At 39.6% G+C, this 15,399-nt stretch carries 18 protein-coding genes; 6 read left to right on the top strand and 12 right to left on the bottom strand.

Annotated elements, in window-relative coordinates:
* Positions 1-10 precede the first annotated feature (10 nt).
* Positions 11-1,105 carry a lactonase family protein gene (locus HCU67_RS03865; RefSeq protein ID WP_168551263.1) on the top strand — a complete coding sequence of 365 codons (1,095 nt, stop codon included), beginning with the start codon at positions 11-13 and terminating at the stop codon, positions 1,103-1,105.
* On the opposite strand, the gene HCU67_RS03860 is transcribed toward HCU67_RS03865, so the two are convergent.
* The 4 genes from HCU67_RS03860 to HCU67_RS03845 form a co-directional block, all read right to left on the bottom strand.
* The gene (locus HCU67_RS03860) at positions 1,102-1,488 is read right to left on the bottom strand and encodes a DUF2306 domain-containing protein (RefSeq protein WP_168551262.1); all 387 of its coding nucleotides are present in this window, start codon (positions 1,486-1,488) and stop codon (positions 1,102-1,104) included. The genes HCU67_RS03865 and HCU67_RS03860 overlap by 4 nt on opposite strands.
* A gap of 14 nt (positions 1,489-1,502) precedes the next feature.
* Positions 1,503-1,943 carry a YybH family protein gene (locus HCU67_RS03855; RefSeq protein WP_168551261.1) on the bottom strand — a complete coding sequence of 147 codons (441 nt, stop codon included), beginning with the start codon at positions 1,941-1,943 and terminating at the stop codon, positions 1,503-1,505.
* Between the two features lie 52 nt (positions 1,944-1,995).
* Positions 1,996-3,084, bottom strand: a complete 1,089-nt coding sequence (locus HCU67_RS03850; RefSeq protein ID WP_168551260.1) for a TFIIB-type zinc ribbon-containing protein — start codon at positions 3,082-3,084, stop codon at positions 1,996-1,998.
* A 79-nt stretch (positions 3,085-3,163) separates the two neighbouring features.
* On the bottom strand, positions 3,164-4,300 hold the full coding sequence (locus tag HCU67_RS03845; RefSeq protein ID WP_168551259.1) for an SPFH domain-containing protein: 1,137 nt from the start codon (positions 4,298-4,300) through the stop codon (positions 3,164-3,166).
* A 120-nt stretch (positions 4,301-4,420) separates the two neighbouring features.
* Here HCU67_RS03845 and HCU67_RS03840 point away from each other — a divergent pair, with 120 nt between their 5' ends.
* The gene (locus tag HCU67_RS03840) at positions 4,421-5,545 is read left to right on the top strand and encodes a DUF2891 domain-containing protein (protein ID WP_168551258.1); all 1,125 of its coding nucleotides are present in this window, start codon (positions 4,421-4,423) and stop codon (positions 5,543-5,545) included.
* On the opposite strand, the gene HCU67_RS03835 is transcribed toward HCU67_RS03840, so the two are convergent.
* Genes HCU67_RS03835 through HCU67_RS03825 form a run of 3 tightly spaced genes read right to left on the bottom strand, consistent with a single transcriptional unit; the run spans position 5,546 to position 8,388 of the window.
* Complete coding sequence (locus HCU67_RS03835; RefSeq protein ID WP_168551257.1) at positions 5,546-6,658, bottom strand: DmpA family aminopeptidase; 1,113 nt, start codon at positions 6,656-6,658, stop codon at positions 5,546-5,548.
* Positions 6,659-6,660: 2 nt separating this feature from the next.
* Positions 6,661-7,797: a DUF819 family protein gene (locus HCU67_RS03830; RefSeq protein ID WP_246865696.1), complete on the bottom strand. Its 1,137-nt coding sequence runs from the start codon at positions 7,795-7,797 to the stop codon at positions 6,661-6,663.
* Positions 7,798-7,833: 36 nt separating this feature from the next.
* Complete coding sequence (locus tag HCU67_RS03825; protein WP_168551256.1) at positions 7,834-8,388, bottom strand: DUF427 domain-containing protein; 555 nt, start codon at positions 8,386-8,388, stop codon at positions 7,834-7,836.
* Between the two features lie 218 nt (positions 8,389-8,606).
* Here HCU67_RS03825 and HCU67_RS03820 point away from each other — a divergent pair, with 218 nt between their 5' ends.
* Both HCU67_RS03820 and HCU67_RS03815 read left to right on the top strand, forming a co-directional pair.
* Positions 8,607-8,972, top strand: coding sequence for a DUF2237 family protein (locus tag HCU67_RS03820; RefSeq protein ID WP_210423616.1), 366 nt, complete (start codon positions 8,607-8,609; stop codon positions 8,970-8,972).
* A gap of 39 nt (positions 8,973-9,011) precedes the next feature.
* Positions 9,012-9,590, top strand: a complete 579-nt coding sequence (locus HCU67_RS03815) for a TlpA family protein disulfide reductase (RefSeq protein ID WP_168551255.1) — start codon at positions 9,012-9,014, stop codon at positions 9,588-9,590.
* Here the strand turns inward: HCU67_RS03815 and HCU67_RS03810 are convergent, their stop codons facing one another.
* From HCU67_RS03810 to HCU67_RS03800, 3 genes are read right to left on the bottom strand one after another with little or no spacing between them, the layout of a single operon-like run.
* The gene (locus HCU67_RS03810; protein ID WP_168551254.1) at positions 9,591-10,808 is read right to left on the bottom strand and encodes a protoporphyrinogen/coproporphyrinogen oxidase; all 1,218 of its coding nucleotides are present in this window, start codon (positions 10,806-10,808) and stop codon (positions 9,591-9,593) included.
* Positions 10,775-11,083 (bottom strand): hypothetical protein, encoded by a 309-nt coding sequence (locus HCU67_RS03805; RefSeq protein ID WP_168551253.1) that lies wholly within the window; start codon positions 11,081-11,083, stop codon positions 10,775-10,777. The genes HCU67_RS03810 and HCU67_RS03805 overlap by 34 nt, the downstream gene beginning before the upstream one ends.
* Before the next feature lie 24 nt (positions 11,084-11,107).
* Positions 11,108-11,569 (bottom strand): RidA family protein, encoded by a 462-nt coding sequence (locus HCU67_RS03800; RefSeq protein ID WP_168551252.1) that lies wholly within the window; start codon positions 11,567-11,569, stop codon positions 11,108-11,110.
* Positions 11,570-11,718: 149 nt separating this feature from the next.
* Between HCU67_RS03800 and HCU67_RS03795 the strand changes: the two genes are divergently transcribed.
* Entirely contained in the window at positions 11,719-12,894 is a 1,176-nt protein-coding gene (locus tag HCU67_RS03795; protein ID WP_168551251.1) for a helix-turn-helix domain-containing protein, read from the top strand.
* 100 nt (positions 12,895-12,994) lie between these two features.
* Positions 12,995-13,603, top strand: coding sequence for a hypothetical protein (locus HCU67_RS03790; RefSeq protein WP_168551250.1), 609 nt, complete (start codon positions 12,995-12,997; stop codon positions 13,601-13,603).
* Positions 13,604-13,660: 57 nt separating this feature from the next.
* Here the strand turns inward: HCU67_RS03790 and HCU67_RS03785 are convergent, their stop codons facing one another.
* Together HCU67_RS03785 and HCU67_RS03780 are read right to left on the bottom strand one after the other, a co-directional pair.
* On the bottom strand, positions 13,661-13,945 hold the full coding sequence (locus HCU67_RS03785) for a hypothetical protein (RefSeq protein ID WP_168551249.1): 285 nt from the start codon (positions 13,943-13,945) through the stop codon (positions 13,661-13,663).
* Positions 13,946-13,968: 23 nt separating this feature from the next.
* A complete protein-coding gene (locus tag HCU67_RS03780; protein WP_168551248.1) occupies positions 13,969-15,399 on the bottom strand; it encodes a Gfo/Idh/MocA family protein in 1,431 nt (476 codons plus the stop codon).

Here is a 15,399-nt window from a genome sequence, read left to right as displayed (position 1 = left end):
AACCAAACCAATGAAGAACTCACGAAACCTTCTGATAATAGCCCTACTATTTTGTATAACCAGTTGTACTCAAAAAAAAGAACCTTGGATGAAACTTTATGTCGGAACCTACACTGATGGGTCAAGTGAGGGAATCTATACTTTAAAATTAAATCCCGAGACTGGTGAATTGGATTCTTTAGAGCTTAAAGCCAAATTGCCAAACCCTTCATTTTTGGCGTTATCAACGGAAAAGGACTACCTCTATGCGGTACAAGAAACAGCAGATTTTGATTCGCTGGGGGGTGGTGTTACGGCCTTTTCAATTAAAGATGGAATTTTAACTGAATTGAACAGTAAAGGCTCAGGTGGAGCACATCCTTGTCACGTTTCCCTTTCTGAGAATTCACAGCTGGCCGTATCAAATTATACCGGAGGCAATGTAGCGGTTTTTGATTTGAATGATGATGGTAGTTTAGGAGACCGACAGTTATTGAATCACAACCCAAAGGATTCAACAGGAATTGCCCATGCCCACAAGGCTGTGTTCACCGAAGATGGCCTTTTTGTAGCCGATTTGGGATTGGATGCTGTCAAAAGATATGGAAAGCAGCCTTATGGATGGATTCCAGCGCATCAAGCTTCGTTGGATTTAAAAGAAGGTGCTGGACCACGACATTTCACCTTTACTACTGATCAGTCATTTTTATATCTGATCAATGAGTTGAATTCAACCATAACAGTTTTTCAAAGAGATGATGAAGGAAGTTACAACCCCGTTCAAACAGAAAGTACTTTGGATGCCAACTTTGAAGGGGAAAGTTTTTGTGCTGATATTCACTTATCAGCGGATGGTAAATACTTGTACGGTTCCAACCGTGGGGAAAATACCATAGTCATTTTCACGGTGGATAAAACTTCTGGACAACTAAGTTTGGTAGGTCGGGAATCCGTTCAAGGCGATTGGCCACGGAATTTTACAATTTCTCCAGATGGAAATTTTGTTCTTGTTGCGAATCAAAAAAGTAATAATATTTCGGTATTTAAAAGAAATCAGGAATTGGGAACGTTAGAATTTTCCAATCAATTTGCAATTGGAGCTCCTGTTTGTTTGGTATTTAATTAACCAAAAAACAAGCCATGCAAATAACGACCAGGGGCCAAAGTAAACGCACCAGCGATACCTATAGCGCCTAAATAGAGGCAAATTAAGCTGATTTGATGCCCGCGAACGTTTCCTTTTTTGATGGCGAAATAGGCACGAGGTATCGACCATAAGGTCAATAGACTAAACAGATGAATCCATCCGAAATGATTGAATAATCGGCTGCCCACATAGGCTGGCATAAATAGGGTAACTACTGCTGTAAACAGCATTAAAACCATATAAATTTTACCGAGAGACCTGTGCAACGGAGTTCCCTTTTTGGCCAATAAACCATAGGCTCCCAAAAAGATACAGGGCACAATGGTGTAAAGGTGAATGAACATTAATGTTCTGTAGTCCATAGGAAGCTGCTTGTTTAATCAGTACTAGCTGAGGTATCTGCAATAATTTTCCATTCGCCATCAATCTTTTTCAGTACCAACATAAAAATTCCATTGGCATTGCCTACGGTTCGGGTGAGGTGAAATTCTCCCATTACATAATACGAGACTTCGGTAATCGGTGTAATTGCGTTAAATACAAAATCCAAAGTGCCAAAATGGGCTTCTGAAGGGTAGCTTTTTTTATAGCGTTCTAATGTGGCCTGCCAACCCTTGATGACACCTCCGCTGCCGTAAAAGGCCAAATCTTCGGATTTCCAGTAGCCTTCCATAAAGGTTTCGATATCGTAATTGTTCCAAGCGTCTTTTTGGGCAATCAATAGCGCTTTTATTGCAGCTTTATCTTGTTCTATCTGGGGTTCTTGGGCAATTATTGAAACTGGAATGATTAGAAATAAGAGTAAAAGTCTTTTCATGGTTTATCAAAATGGAATATCCCTAAAAATACTAAAAGTGAAGCTTCAGTTCTTACTTATTAAAAACTACGAGTAATCCGATTACTGCTAGAACCAAAAGAACTGTAAAGAAGATTTTCCAAAAACTATAGGGTCTAGTACCCGAAATGGTTCCATTCTCACCATTTACAAAGAAGTTGTATTCCTTACCATTATAGCGATAAGAACTTATGTAGACTGGTAATAAGATGTGCTTGAACGTTTCTTCGGACAGGTTCATCTTCATGCTGGTCACTCGTTGTGTATCACCGCCGATATCTTGACGGCACCAGCGACGCGCAATTTGTTCCGCTTCCCCTTTGGCAGCCAAATGACCTTGTTTTAAAGGAATGGTATATTTTTCAGTAACAAATCCCCTCAAAAAACTTGAGTTGAACGGCTGCAGTAATTTTAAGTTCCAACGGGCGATTTTTGATGGGACTTTGCCTTTTCGCTGCTTGGAAGCCTTGACCAAAGTATCATCAACAAATCCGGATACATTGCCAGATGCAGGGTACCATCTCGTTTTACGGACCCTTTGATTGACCATTTTGCCATTGGAATTTCGAACCCTCTTGTTTTCATAATAGTATTCACCACGTTGACCTGAATACGCAGCGCTCAATTGAGCATCAAAGGTCCAATAAGGTAAATAAAGCCCTTTGGTAAACTGGGGGTCCAAAGCTGCTTTTTTTAGATTGTTTGGCGCAAACCATAGGCTTTTGACCCACTGCTGAAATATTTGAAATGATTTCTTCTGGTCTAGCTGAAATGGGAGCACGGCCCCGGGTAGAATCCATTCCTCCTTATACTGATCTTCGAGAACCAATGGCATGCTACAATAGACACAATGCAGCGATTTGTAATTTTCTTCAATATGTTGTGTTGCCCCACAGTTTTTGCAATTTAACATTGCAATTTCTTCGCTATGCCGTTGAGCACCCATTTCTTTGAGATATGGATAAAGCTCCAACTCTTCAAAACCATTTTCATCGATTGAAATGGTTTCTTGATGTCCGCAATATTCACAAGAGATGTTTTTGGTACCTGGTAGGTACTTCATCTCAGCACCACAATTGATGCAAGGTTTTTTAAGCTCGGTCTGTTGGGTCTTTTGATTCATTAATTGCGAACACGGTGAAGCAATCTGTTCAATCTTTACCAGAGTTGAACAGTTGACTTCGTAAATATATTCCTGTTGATTACGCTCCCGGCAAAGGTGGCGGTGTATTACCTCCTAAAAAGGACTTTAATTCTTCAACTTCCTGCAAAGCAGCCCAATTTGCCATGCCCTGTTTCCAAACCAAACTGTCACGATTGATGGTTCGATTGGCAAATAACGCTTGTAGCTGTTCGAAGGAAACAGGACCTTGTTGTGCGCCGTTTACCGCATAGAAATATTGAACTGCTGTTGGCATTGGTGGTGGAACCGCGGTTCCTCCCGCCTGTGGAAAGCTCTGTGCTTGTCCCATATTGCCTCCCATCATTCCACCCATTTGTTGGGCCAAAACAAAACCCATACCCATGCCCATTCCGGCACCAGCAGTACCACCTTCGTTTTTGGCCGCTGCTTCCATGGCTTTTGCGGCTTTAAACTGGGCGAGTTTTTGCATATCAAGCTTGTCCAATCGGCTGTATTCGAAGATTTCCTTTTTTAAATCTTCAGGCATCGAGACATTTTCGATATAAAATTTTTCCAATCCAATACCAACGGATTCGAATTCAGGAGCCATCACCTCTTTACAGGTTTCTGATAATTCGGAGGTATTGGCCGCGTATAATTCAATGGGCAAGTTGGCTTCGCCAACTGTATCCGTAAATCGCGTCGCGATTAAACTTTTCAAGTGCTCGTTGATTTCAAAGTTGGTGAAGTTATTATCCGTACCAACGATATCAATAATGAATTTTCCAGCATCGGATATACGAAACGCGTAGGTGCCAAAAGCGCGAATTTCAACCAATCCGAAACGTTCGTCGCTGAGTGTAATTGGATTTTTGGTTCCCCATTTTTCATCAGTGAACAGGTGCGTATTTACAAAGTAAACTTCCGCTTTGAATGGGGAGTTAAAACCGTATTTCCATCCTTTTAATGTAGCTAAGATGGGAAGGTTTTGAGTGGTTAAATCGTATGTTCCTGGTGTGAAGACATCAGCAAGTTGGCCTTCATTCACAAAAACAGCGGTTTGCCCCTCGCGAACAATCAACTTCGCTCCGTTTTTAATTTCGTTTTGATAGCGTTCAAAGCGATGGGCAATCGTGTCATCAGTGTAGTCGAGCCATTCGACTATATCAATAAACTCATGACTGAGTTTTTCCTTTATTTTTCCAAAAATATCCATGTGTTCAGTGTTTTCTTAGTTAGAAATCTAAAGCTAACAAAAAAGCGGTTAGCCCGTAATTGATTAGTGCAAAATCAAGTCGTTTTGTTACATTGCTTCTCCATCATATTTTTTTTCAAAATGAAAAGCTATCGATTTTATCTTATATCTCTTTTTTCCCTTTTAGCAGTTGGGTGTGTTATTTCTGTTGATAAAGAAAAAGAGAAGATTGAGCAGGAAGAAGAAAAGAATTCTGCTATTGAGAACATTGATTTGACCTTAGAGCAGGCAGATATTCTCATCGCTTTACCCTTAGAATGTGTTGAACAGGAATACCCCAATAAATTGGGTCAGACTTTAGGTAGTGGTGATGATTTGGCCGAACCTAAGACTTTAAGACCTGCTTTTTACGGCTGTTTTGATTGGCATTCGGCCGTTCACGGCCACTGGTCGATGGTACGCTTGCTCAAACAGTTTCCGAATTTAAACCGCGCTGAAGAAGCAAGGGCTATTTTAAAACGTCATTTATCTGCTGAAAATATTGCCACTGAAATCGCCTTTTTTGAAGGGAAGCACAACAGAAATTTTGAACGAACATACGGCTGGGGCTGGCTACTAAAACTGATGGAAGAATTGCATACATGGGACGACCCCTTGGCAAAAGAGCTTGCCGCAAACCTAAAACCCTTGGCTGATTTGATTGCCCAAAAGTTTGTGGAATACCTTCCTAAATTGCAATATCCGGTTCGGGTTGGAACCCATACGAATACCGCTTTTGGTTTGGCGTTTGCTTGGGATTATGCAGAGACCTTAGACGACAAAGCATTACTTGAAGCCATAAAAAATAGGGCGCTACATTTCTATAAGGATGATGTCAATTGTCCACTCACTTGGGAACCTAGTGGAGCGGACTTTCTATCACCCTGTTTTGAGGAGTTGGATTTGATGCGCCGAATTTTGTCCAAAGAGGAATTTTTAACCTGGATGGACCAGTTTCTTCCACAGCTAGAAAGTGCTGATTTTAAATTGGATGTTGCTTTGGTTGGTGACCGTGAAGATGGTCAATTAGTACATTTAGATGGATTGAACTTTAGTCGGGCATGGGTATTATTTGGATTGGCCAATCAATATCCGGATGAATTTGGGCACTTAGTTTCTTTGGCCCAAGAACATGTGGCCTATTCCTTTCCAAATTTGATGGGAGATAGCTATGAAGGGGGTCATTGGTTGGGTTCCTTTGCGATTTATGCTTTACAACAACAATAATTAAATTTTCCCTGCCTTTTTCAAGAGTTCAAGAACCTCTTTTTTGGGCAATGCGTCAATGGTTCTCCCTTTATGCCCTGTTATTTTTTCTGCAGCAAAAAGAGAGTTCAAAATAGCCTCTTCTGTGGCCTCAATCGTCGCTAAAAACAAAGGTGTCATTGCTTCATTTCGTAAAGTTGGAACCGATTGAATAGGGTTGTCACTTTGATATGGAATACGACACTCCTTTGCGGTAGATAGGGCAATCACATAATCACCGCTCCCATTGCTTGCAATACCTCCGGTTCTTGCCAAACCAAGCATCGCCCGTTTGGCCAAACGTTCTAAATTTCGGGAATCTAACGGGGCATTGGTCATCACGACCATCATGCACGAACCATCAGGCGAATATTTAAAACTATCGGAATAGTGTCCCAGTTGTTTGCCCACATCAACACCCGCAATTTTCAGGATACCACCGAAATTACTTTGAACCAAAACACCAACGGTATACCCTCCCGATTTTGAAGGAAGCACCCTAGAAGATGTCCCGATGCCACCCTTGAAACCAAAACAAATCGTTCCAGTTCCGGCTCCGACATTCCCTTCTTCTACTTCGCCTGTTTGGGCATTTTCTATGGCTTGTAAAACATGGGTTCCTGTAATATGCCGGCCACGGATATCGTTTAAATAACCATCATTCGTTTCGCCAACCACAGCATTAACCGAACGAACATTCTCATTACCATTTTGATTTAAAGTATACCCTACAATAGCGTTGACTGCTGTGGCTACGCTTAGAGTATTCGTCAAAATAATAGGTGTTTCAAGGTTTCCCAATTCCTTTACTTGGGTATAACCAGCCAACTTTCCGAAACCATTACCGATGTAAATGGCGGCTGGTACTTTTTCTTGAAAAATATTTCCTGAATGGGGCAGAATGGCCGTGACACCAGTCCGTACAGAATCTCCCTGAATTATGGTGGTATGGCCTACCTTGGTTCCTAGAACATCGGTTAAGGCATTCAAAGGACCAGTTTTTAAAACCCCGATTTCCATGCCATAATCACGTAGACGGTTTTGAGCGTTTGAAATCGATACGAATAAAAATAGGCCAATCAGTATGTTCTTCATGTTTACAAAAGTTGAATTACTAAAAAACCGAGATAGGTTCCCAAGGCATTACCCAGTGTGCCCACGAGAATGGCAGGGAGCATCAGTTCTTTTCTTTCAAAAGTTTCGGCTAACGCCAGAGCAGTTGCGCCACCTCCCACATTGGCTTGACTTGCAATGGCTATCATGCTCCAATCCCTGTAAATCAATCCTCCAAGAATTATAATGACCGCCCCATGTACCAAAACGGCTAAAGCGGTGAATAAAAACAAGGTCAAACCAATTTCTTTTAGTTCGATTACAGCATTGATTTCGCAATAAGCACCAATTACTGCTAAAAAAAGAAATACCATGTACAGACCTAACGTATGGGCTCCTTTTAATTGGGATACGAATCCAGTTTGCGCCAATAGTATCCCTAGGGTAGTTAAGGTTAGAATACTAGGTATGGAGGGCAGGAATTCAGAAATGGTTTCTGCCACAAAATAGGACACCAAGCCCAGAACTAGTAACCAAGCTAAAGAAGCTAAATCGATTCCTTCAGTTTTAACTTCTTGTGCAGCTGCTGAGGTAGAATTCCTTTTTCGGTTTTCGCTCCAGAGCGGTCGAAGTACTCTTGGTAAGGCCAAGGTCACAATTATCCAAACAGTCGTTACCACGTTGTCAACAGCAATTGTTCCGGCGTACAACACACCTTGTTCTTGAAAATTATACTCTAAGGCAATGGCATTAAAATTTACGCTACCGCCTGTATACGTTCCTGTGAGCATGCCGGCCAAAATCTTAGCATTTTCTCCAAGGGTAGTTTCAGGTGTAATTACAACCCAAGCTAATAGTATTCCAGCCACAGTAGCTAACGAACCCAATACAAAAAGACCGATCATTGGCAATCCGGCTTTTTTTATGGCATTGAGGTTGACCCCCAACATCAAATAAAAAATAGAAATGGGGGCAACATACGTAAAGATTCCATCGTATAAGGGAATACTATTGGATGCTGAAGGTAACAGACCTAAATTGGCAATTACTGCTGTAAAAACAATGGCCAATAATGCCGCACCCAATTGCTTTCCCCACTTTGTCTTTTCGGCAAAAATTCCGAGGAGCACCATTAGGGCAAGCATGGACAAAACATAAACGGGGTTTTCTAAGAATGTCATTGGGCTAAAGATAGCAGAAATTGGTATTGACCATTTTTACCAATGTCCGGTGCCTGGTTCTCCCTTAAACGGGCCTACCAATTCTTTGGTAATCCAACCGGCGTAAAACCCGCCAGGCTGGGGAATAACTTTTTCTCCTCCTAGATAACAATCCAAATATTGAGGATAGAATGCCATATAGTTTGCAAGGGGTTCAAATGGAGTAAACGGATTTGGATACGACCAGGCGATGGCTCTATTTGGTGCCTTCTTCAATGCCCAATAACGAGACGAACCCTTCCATTCACATAGCGAAGTTTTTCCATCCAATTCAACTAAAACATCAAAATTTACAGCTGAGGGAGGTACATAATAGGTAGGTGGACTTGCAGTCTCTTGCACGGCTAAGGCGTTTTCAGTTCGTGCTAAGGTTTGTCCATCTGATTTTACCTCCAATAGTCGTGTTTCAGTTACCAATGCCGGTGGCCTTGGGTAATCCCATACCGAAATTTCTCCTTCTTTTGGTGGTACTGAAAAATCAGGTCTTTTTTTACCGTTGAACTGCCATTTGTTTCTGGATTGTAATAACCAGTCCGGTATTCTTTTTTTCATAGTGTTGAACTCATTTAGATTTTTCCAATTGGCTAAAAAATCGCCCTTTTTCACCCGCTCTTTGCCTTTTTTTCTTTCAATAGCGCTGCTATGCAACTCAAAAAAAACTTCGACCGAATAAAAAATGACTGATTATCGCCTAAATTCAAAAAGTCTAATTGAGTTCATTTTAAAGATAAGGTTGATTCCCACTAATTTTGTGTGAAAGACAAGTGATTTTGGAGAAGAATGTACTAGGAACTGAATTGGAGGCCTGTTGTTTTGAACCTAAAACCGGCTTTTATCGTGACGGGTTTTGTAAAACAGGCATTGATGATGTGGGGACCCATGTGGTTTGCTCCATCATGACCGAAGAATTCTTACGATTTTCAAATTCTAGGGGCAATGACCTTAGTACTCCAATTCCGTACTATCAATTTCCTGGTTTAAAACCAGGGGACAAATGGTGTTTGTGTGTTTCTCGTTGGAAGGAAGCCTATGAGGCCGGTCTGGCCCCTTTTGTCATTTTGGAAGCTACCCATGAGAAAGCCCTGAATTATGTGACTTTTGAGATGCTTCTAGAACACAAATATGTTCCCTTATAAACCTTGTAATGAAAATAAGCAAAGTCGACTACACCTAAGATGATGCAATTTCCTTTTAGTAAGAAAATAAGTTGGAGCGATGTTCTTTTTGGAATTTTCGTGGTGCTATTGCTCATTCCTCAAACCAGAAAACCAATTCAAGTTGGTCTAAATAGAGCCAAAATCTTGGTTTGGAATCCAACGATTAAACACGAATCTAAAATCGATATGGTGAAACCTTTCAATTATGACCTAAAACAATTGAATGGTGAACGAACGAGGATTAAGATAAGTCAAGGCCAACCAGTGTTCTTGAGTTATTGGGCAACATGGTGCCCGCCTTGTGTAGCTGAATTACCGAGTATTCAGAAGTTACATTCTGACTATGGAAATCGAGCCATTTTTCTATTGGTTACCAGTGAAGAACCCGAAGTTGTAAACAAATTTATGGCGCAAAATTCCTTCGATATGCCTGTCTATTTTACCTTAAATGAAGCTCCAGAAATCTTGCAATCTTCTGTCTTGCCCACCAATTATCTCATAGACGGAGATGGCAATATTCTTATCAAAGAAACTGGTGCAGCCAATTGGAATAGCAAAAAAGTACGGGATTTGCTCGATAAGTTAACTCGTGAATAATCAATTTGAGAGAAACTTGATAACCTCACCTGCTGCCATTTCCCCTGAAGCCATTGCAGCATTTAAAGAACCATTTGCCAAGTAATCACCGGCTAAAAAAATAGTATCTCCCTGACGTATTTTTTTTGGAACTTGGGAGATGTCGCTTTTGTTCGGTAACGCTTTTTTAATATTGAACTTGTGGATTAATTTACCTAGGTCAATACCACATTGTGTTTCCAATTCATAGCGCAAACGTTGCTCAAGCTCCAATTCAGTTAGCTCATGTTTTTTAACCACCGTAATTGAAATCAAGTCGTCTTGACCTTCAATCTGATGAATGTTGATGTTATTTGCCAAATCATCTTTCTCGGTCAACAAGCCGATTAAATTTACTGGAAGTTTACCGCCATTAAACTCAAAATAAAAATTCTCACATGATTTCCATGACAGGCTTTCATCGAGTTTACCATCTTCAGTTAATGGCACCGTGGAAATAATTGCCTCGGCTTTTAACCGTTCACCACTTTTCAATAAAACAAAACCATTCTGCACCTGAACTACCTCATGCTGAAATTTAAATGAGGTATTGTTCAATTGGTCCTTCAATTGATTTGAAATGGCCCCAATACCTGTATTTGGTATAGCTGCTGAACCTTGGGCAAACATTTTAAAGACGAACTCAAACATACGTGATGAGGTCTTTAATTGATGTTCTAAAAATATTCCAGCGAAAAAAGGGCGTAAAAAATTACGGGTTACCACATCTGAAAAACCATAATTCTCGATGTATTCGGCAGTTGTGGATTCAGGTTCCGCAAAGATTGATTTTAGCGATTTTCGTTTTAACCTTGAGGTGAGTTTAAAGATTTTCCATTTATCGGAAAAACTCGCTGCAACACTTGTAATCGTTGGGATAAATGAAGTGATATCACGTAGTGGGTCACCTATAAATGACCTTAATTTGTGACTGAACAATAAAGCTCCAGGCCTAAAATACCTTAAGTTGAGCGCATCATAATCCAGGTGTTTCCGTGCCATTGGATAAGCCGTCAATAATACCTGAAAACCGTGGTCCAGTTTAAAACCATTTATGCTACTGGTTTTGACCCTTCCGCCAACTGTTTCCGAAGCTTCCAACACTACAGGGGAATATCCTTTTTCTTCTAAGGTTTTTGCGGCGATAAGTCCGCTTATTCCTGCACCTATAATGATAACTTGAGCTGCTTTTTCCGGCATATTTTCCTGACTATTATGGAGTGTTCGTTTTGATCTAAAATCAACCCTTTATTCTTGTAGTAGCTTCTTAGAATACAAACTACTTCCTCTTTTTGTTGAATGTTTAAGTGTTTATGGGCAGGTCGTGCGATACGTAAATCCCATTTGGTATTGAACATATGGTCCAATGCCATTCGTAAATAGCAATGGTTCTTAAAATTTAATTCAGGATACTTTTCTTCAAGAAGTTCCGGCAAACCGGCATAAGTCTCGATGTATCCTTTAGAAAATTTCATTTGCAAAAATACACCGAACAAAAACTATTTGGAAGGAACCACGGCAATTGCTTCGATTTCTACGCCCCATTCAGGTAAGCCAAGTGCTTCTACCCCAACCAAGGTACTGGCAGGCATGTCTTCGTCACCCAAAAGTTGTTTTCGAATCATTCGAAATGTATCTAAGTGGGCCGGCTGGTAATCAACGATATAGGTATTGTACTTGACTACGTTTTTAAAGGAAGCTCCAGAGACTTCAAGTGTTTTAAAGAGGTTGTTCAAGGCATCTCTAAATTGGGATTCAAAATTCTGACCGGTTCCAACTTGACCTGAAATATGAATGGTTTTGACTCCATTGACTTCTACAGCTACTGCTTGGGAATAACCGGGGCCAGGATCAATAAAGGTCTTTGTAATTTTAGTTTTGGTAGTTCTTGAGGAGGTTTCCGAGTAAGAAATGCATCCAACAAAGGACAGTAAGATACCGGCTAGAATTAATTTTTTCATTGCGTTTTCTTTTAATTTTAGGATATAGCTTTTACGATGATTTCAGGGTTACAAATAGAATCCAATAAATATATTTTCTTTTATCAATTGACATTCGCATCTTTTTTTGAAAAGTACAATGGTTTATCTTTAATGTAACAACCTGATTCATGACCTTTTTCCTTTTTCAAGGTTTTCCAGAGTTTAATAGCTACAGTACCCCATTATTGATTTTGGGGCTTCAAGGATTATTGCTTGCTATTCTTTTGTACCGAAGGTTTTTGAACAAACGATTGTTACCTGATATTTTTTTGGCGGCCATATTGTTGATTATGTGCTATCACCGTACTACCTATACTATAGGTTTTATGGGTTGGTATGACACCTTCAGAAACACCAAAATAAATTACTATTTGGTAGCTATGGATTTGTTGATGGCACCTTTACTTTTCTTCTATGTCAAAAGTATTTTAAACCCAAAATTTAAGTTGCTTCGCAAACACATTTGGCATGCAATGCCTTGGATACTATTCTTTTTAACCAAACTGTTCATTTTAATTTACGACTCACAACAACCCGGCTTTGATGAAAATCAAAATGGCTATCTAGTTGTCAATTTTCAATGGCCCTACCTAAACACCATTGTATCCATTTTTTCATCGGCCCAAATGTTGTTGTACCTCGCTTTTTCATTTCAATTGTATTTTCAATACAAAAAGGAAATCAAGCAGTTTTTTTCCAATACCACTAAAAAGGAATTGAATTGGGTATTGACTTTTTTACTCTTGTACTCTTTTATATTTCTTTATGGAATTGTACAGGTATTTATTGATTCGTTCGTTTTTGAAATGAGTTGGACCCAAAAATGGTGGATTCAGTTTTTTTCTGCCTTGGTTCTCTTATATTTTGGAGTGAAAGGGTACTTCACTGATTTTAGTTTTCTTAAGGATTTTCATCCAACTGAAAATCAAAATGAAAAGTCAAATCTTAAAGAGCTTAAAGGCGGATTCGATGATAAAAAGGCAGAAATAAGTGCTTTATTTCAAAAAGAACAGTTATACCTCGATCCAGAATTGAATCTGGCCCAACTATCCAAACGAATGTCTTTGAATAGAATTGAAGTATCCGAATTGATAAACAATGGCTTCGGGAAAAACTTCAACGATTTTGTAAATCATTATCGTATTGAACAATTTAAAGAACGTTTAAAAAAAGGAGATCACCAACAAATGTCATTGGTAGGTATCGCCTTTGATTGTGGATTTAACAGCAAGGCTACGTTTAATCGTGTCTTCAAAAAAGTAGTGCAACTTACACCAACTCAATACCTGGAATCCCTTTCATAGCAAGGTCTTAAATAATTTGAGACGCCTAATTATAGAATGAGTCGTCAGCCGGTTTCAAAAGTTCCACATTTGCTGCATGAATCATTTAAAACTTAAAATCATGAGAAAAACAACAGTAGTTTTCGTAGCACTTTTAGTATTAATCGTTGGATTGGGCTATGCTCAAAAATCAGACCTTCAAATTCCACCCAAGTCATCTTTAGAGTTGGATTATGCAGATTATGAAATGTATGAATTACAACTTAAGAACAAGATGAGCAAAGGCCTCGAAATAAAAGTCGTTGATAAACAAAGTGGGGAATTTGTTCGAGGCTTCGGTCTTGGTCCTGTCGGTAAAGTAGAAGTAATGGTAGAAGGGTCATCAAAAATCATCTTTACCAATACCTCTAACAAAATGGCGAATCTTTCCATTTCGTTTCGGGAGATGGATGCCAAAATGGTTGAAAAAGGCCAACAAGGGCTAATCAGCTTTACCTTGGTCAATAGCAGTTCTGAGTCTATTCCTTTGATTATTCCAAATGTGATGAATCCGAATTTATCTCCAAATTCCAACAGCGGTGTTGATTTGGGAATCGGTCAGGAATTGATTTTCAGAAATAAAGGAAAGCGATATGTGTTATTTACGGTTGACGAAACCATTAAAAATGGAGATAAAATCGACGTTTATAAATTACTTCAAGAGCGTAAAAAGGAATTGGGATTGAAGTAAAAGTCCGTGCATTTAAAAAAGCCCTTGATTTGAACGTCAAGGGCTTTTTTTAATTCCTTATTCTTGATAATATCTTCTAGGAATACCTTCATTTCTCTCTTCTACTCCCATTTTCAAAATAGAAAGACCAACAACCACCGAGAAAATCAAAACTAAAAATTGTAAAAGCTTAATTTTTTTGTTCTTCTCTTTAATTATCAAAATCAAGTTAAAAATAACCATGCCTAAAAAGAATAGCAGTATCACGATTCCAATAAATGGATTGAGACCACTAAAGAACTTTGCAAAGAATCCTATAATAGTTCCAATTAGAATTGATAGTAATGTTGGGATGAACTTCAAACCAGGGTTTGGTTTTAACTTCTTTAGAAATCCCTGTACATTCCAGATAAATACTTGTTCGCTTCCTCTTCGGAAAATTTGGCATTGGAAGCGTCCCAATGCAAGGTTTGATTCGGAAAACGACCCGCAATTACTCCAAGTAAGATTGTCTCTGTCAATCGGGCAGCATATGAAAATGGTGCTGAACATTTCCCCTTGCCCAAACACGCATCAACAAATTGGTGATAGTGCTTAGGAGCATCTGCAGCATAATTTCGCGAAGGTTCACTGAGATTGAACTGCTTGGTCAATTTTTCAATATCCTTCGAAATATCAACGTATTTGCCTTTTTTGATTTTGCGTGGTAATTGCATGAAATGCGGTAGGAGCAATCTTCCTTTGGTTCCAACAAACATTGCCCCTTGTTCTGGCAGCTGACCTTCTGCTGCTACTTTGGCATCAAGAGATATATCGGTTTTGGTGTTTTTCCCATTTTTATCGGCCATAGTCTTTTGACCAGGTAGCATTAAATCTTTATGGGCATTTGGCATTCCAGGGCCATCGTACCAAATCCATTTAAGGGTTTTTCCGGTGTATTCCGTACCTGGAAATTCATAGGTTACCACATTGTTTTCTGGATAACCAAATCCATTGGGTTCACGACATTCATTTTTAATAGTCATCGGTACATCAAGTTGAAGTGCATTGTAAGGGGTATCCATTATATGCACACCCATATCACCCAAAGTGCCACAACCGTAATCCATCAGTTTTCGCCAATTTCCGGGATGGTAATAGCCTTCTTTATAGGGTCGTTTGTTGGATGTGCCCAACCAAAGATTCCAGTCCAACTGAGCGGGCACTTCATCTTCCCCTTCTGGTACTGCTCCATTGTAACCCCATGATTTAGGGCTCCAAGCATGCACGGTATGCACTTTGCCTATAATCCCATCTTGAATTAACAGGGTGGCCAGCATGTAGTCATAAAATGAATGAACTTGAATACCCATTTGAGTAACCAAGCCCTTATCTCGAGCAACCTTGTCCATTTCACGAGATTCAGAAACATAGTGTGTTAATGGCTTTTGGCAATACACATGCTTTCCTTTATTCATTGCGAATAATGAGGCTGGTGCATGTGTGTGATCTGGTGTCGAAACGATTACTGCATCGATTTCATCTGCCATCTCATCTAACATGACACGATAATCAAAAAATACCCTAGCACCAGGGTGTTTTTTTCTTGCTGAAGAAAGGTTTATGGCATCGACATCGCATAGGGCGACAACTTCAACTTCAGGGTGCGATGCAATATCCCTTAAATCTTCACCACCCATATTTCCAACACCAATATGTGCGGTACGTAATTTTCCTTCAGGTGATTTTGAAACCGTTTGTGCATTTAATATGGAAGGTGCTGCCAACATACCAAAGGCGCCTATTCCACTTTTCTTTAAAAAATCTCGTTTGTTCAT

It is taken from the genome of Croceivirga thetidis (assembly GCF_012272815.1).
Lineage (GTDB): Bacteria > Bacteroidota > Bacteroidia > Flavobacteriales > Flavobacteriaceae > Croceivirga > Croceivirga thetidis.
This window is presented reverse-complemented; position numbering and strand designations above follow the sequence as displayed.

Excerpts from the sequence above, each read along its gene's own strand:
- HCU67_RS03865 (WP_168551263.1), top strand. The coding sequence starts at position 11 with ATGAAGAACTCACGAAACCTTCTGATAATAGCCCTACTATTTTGTATA.
- HCU67_RS03860 (WP_168551262.1), bottom strand. The coding sequence starts at position 1,488 with ATGGACTACAGAACATTAATGTTCATTCACCTTTACACCATTGTGCCC.
- HCU67_RS03855 (WP_168551261.1), bottom strand. The coding sequence starts at position 1,943 with ATGAAAAGACTTTTACTCTTATTTCTAATCATTCCAGTTTCAATAATT.
- HCU67_RS03850 (WP_168551260.1), bottom strand. The coding sequence starts at position 3,084 with ATGAATCAAAAGACCCAACAGACCGAGCTTAAAAAACCTTGCATCAAT.
- HCU67_RS03845 (WP_168551259.1), bottom strand. The coding sequence starts at position 4,300 with ATGGATATTTTTGGAAAAATAAAGGAAAAACTCAGTCATGAGTTTATT.
- HCU67_RS03840 (WP_168551258.1), top strand. The coding sequence starts at position 4,421 with ATGAAAAGCTATCGATTTTATCTTATATCTCTTTTTTCCCTTTTAGCA.
- HCU67_RS03835 (WP_168551257.1), bottom strand. The coding sequence starts at position 6,658 with ATGAAGAACATACTGATTGGCCTATTTTTATTCGTATCGATTTCAAAC.
- HCU67_RS03830 (WP_246865696.1), bottom strand. The coding sequence starts at position 7,797 with ATGACATTCTTAGAAAACCCCGTTTATGTTTTGTCCATGCTTGCCCTA.
- HCU67_RS03825 (WP_168551256.1), bottom strand. The coding sequence starts at position 8,388 with ATGAAAAAAAGAATACCGGACTGGTTATTACAATCCAGAAACAAATGG.
- HCU67_RS03815 (WP_168551255.1), top strand. The coding sequence starts at position 9,012 with ATGATGCAATTTCCTTTTAGTAAGAAAATAAGTTGGAGCGATGTTCTT.
- HCU67_RS03810 (WP_168551254.1), bottom strand. The coding sequence starts at position 10,808 with ATGCCGGAAAAAGCAGCTCAAGTTATCATTATAGGTGCAGGAATAAGC.
- HCU67_RS03805 (WP_168551253.1), bottom strand. The coding sequence starts at position 11,083 with ATGAAATTTTCTAAAGGATACATCGAGACTTATGCCGGTTTGCCGGAA.
- HCU67_RS03800 (WP_168551252.1), bottom strand. The coding sequence starts at position 11,569 with ATGAAAAAATTAATTCTAGCCGGTATCTTACTGTCCTTTGTTGGATGC.
- HCU67_RS03795 (WP_168551251.1), top strand. The coding sequence starts at position 11,719 with ATGACCTTTTTCCTTTTTCAAGGTTTTCCAGAGTTTAATAGCTACAGT.
- HCU67_RS03790 (WP_168551250.1), top strand. The coding sequence starts at position 12,995 with ATGAGAAAAACAACAGTAGTTTTCGTAGCACTTTTAGTATTAATCGTT.
- HCU67_RS03780 (WP_168551248.1), bottom strand. The coding sequence starts at position 15,399 with ATGAACAAACGAGATTTTTTAAAGAAAAGTGGAATAGGCGCCTTTGGT.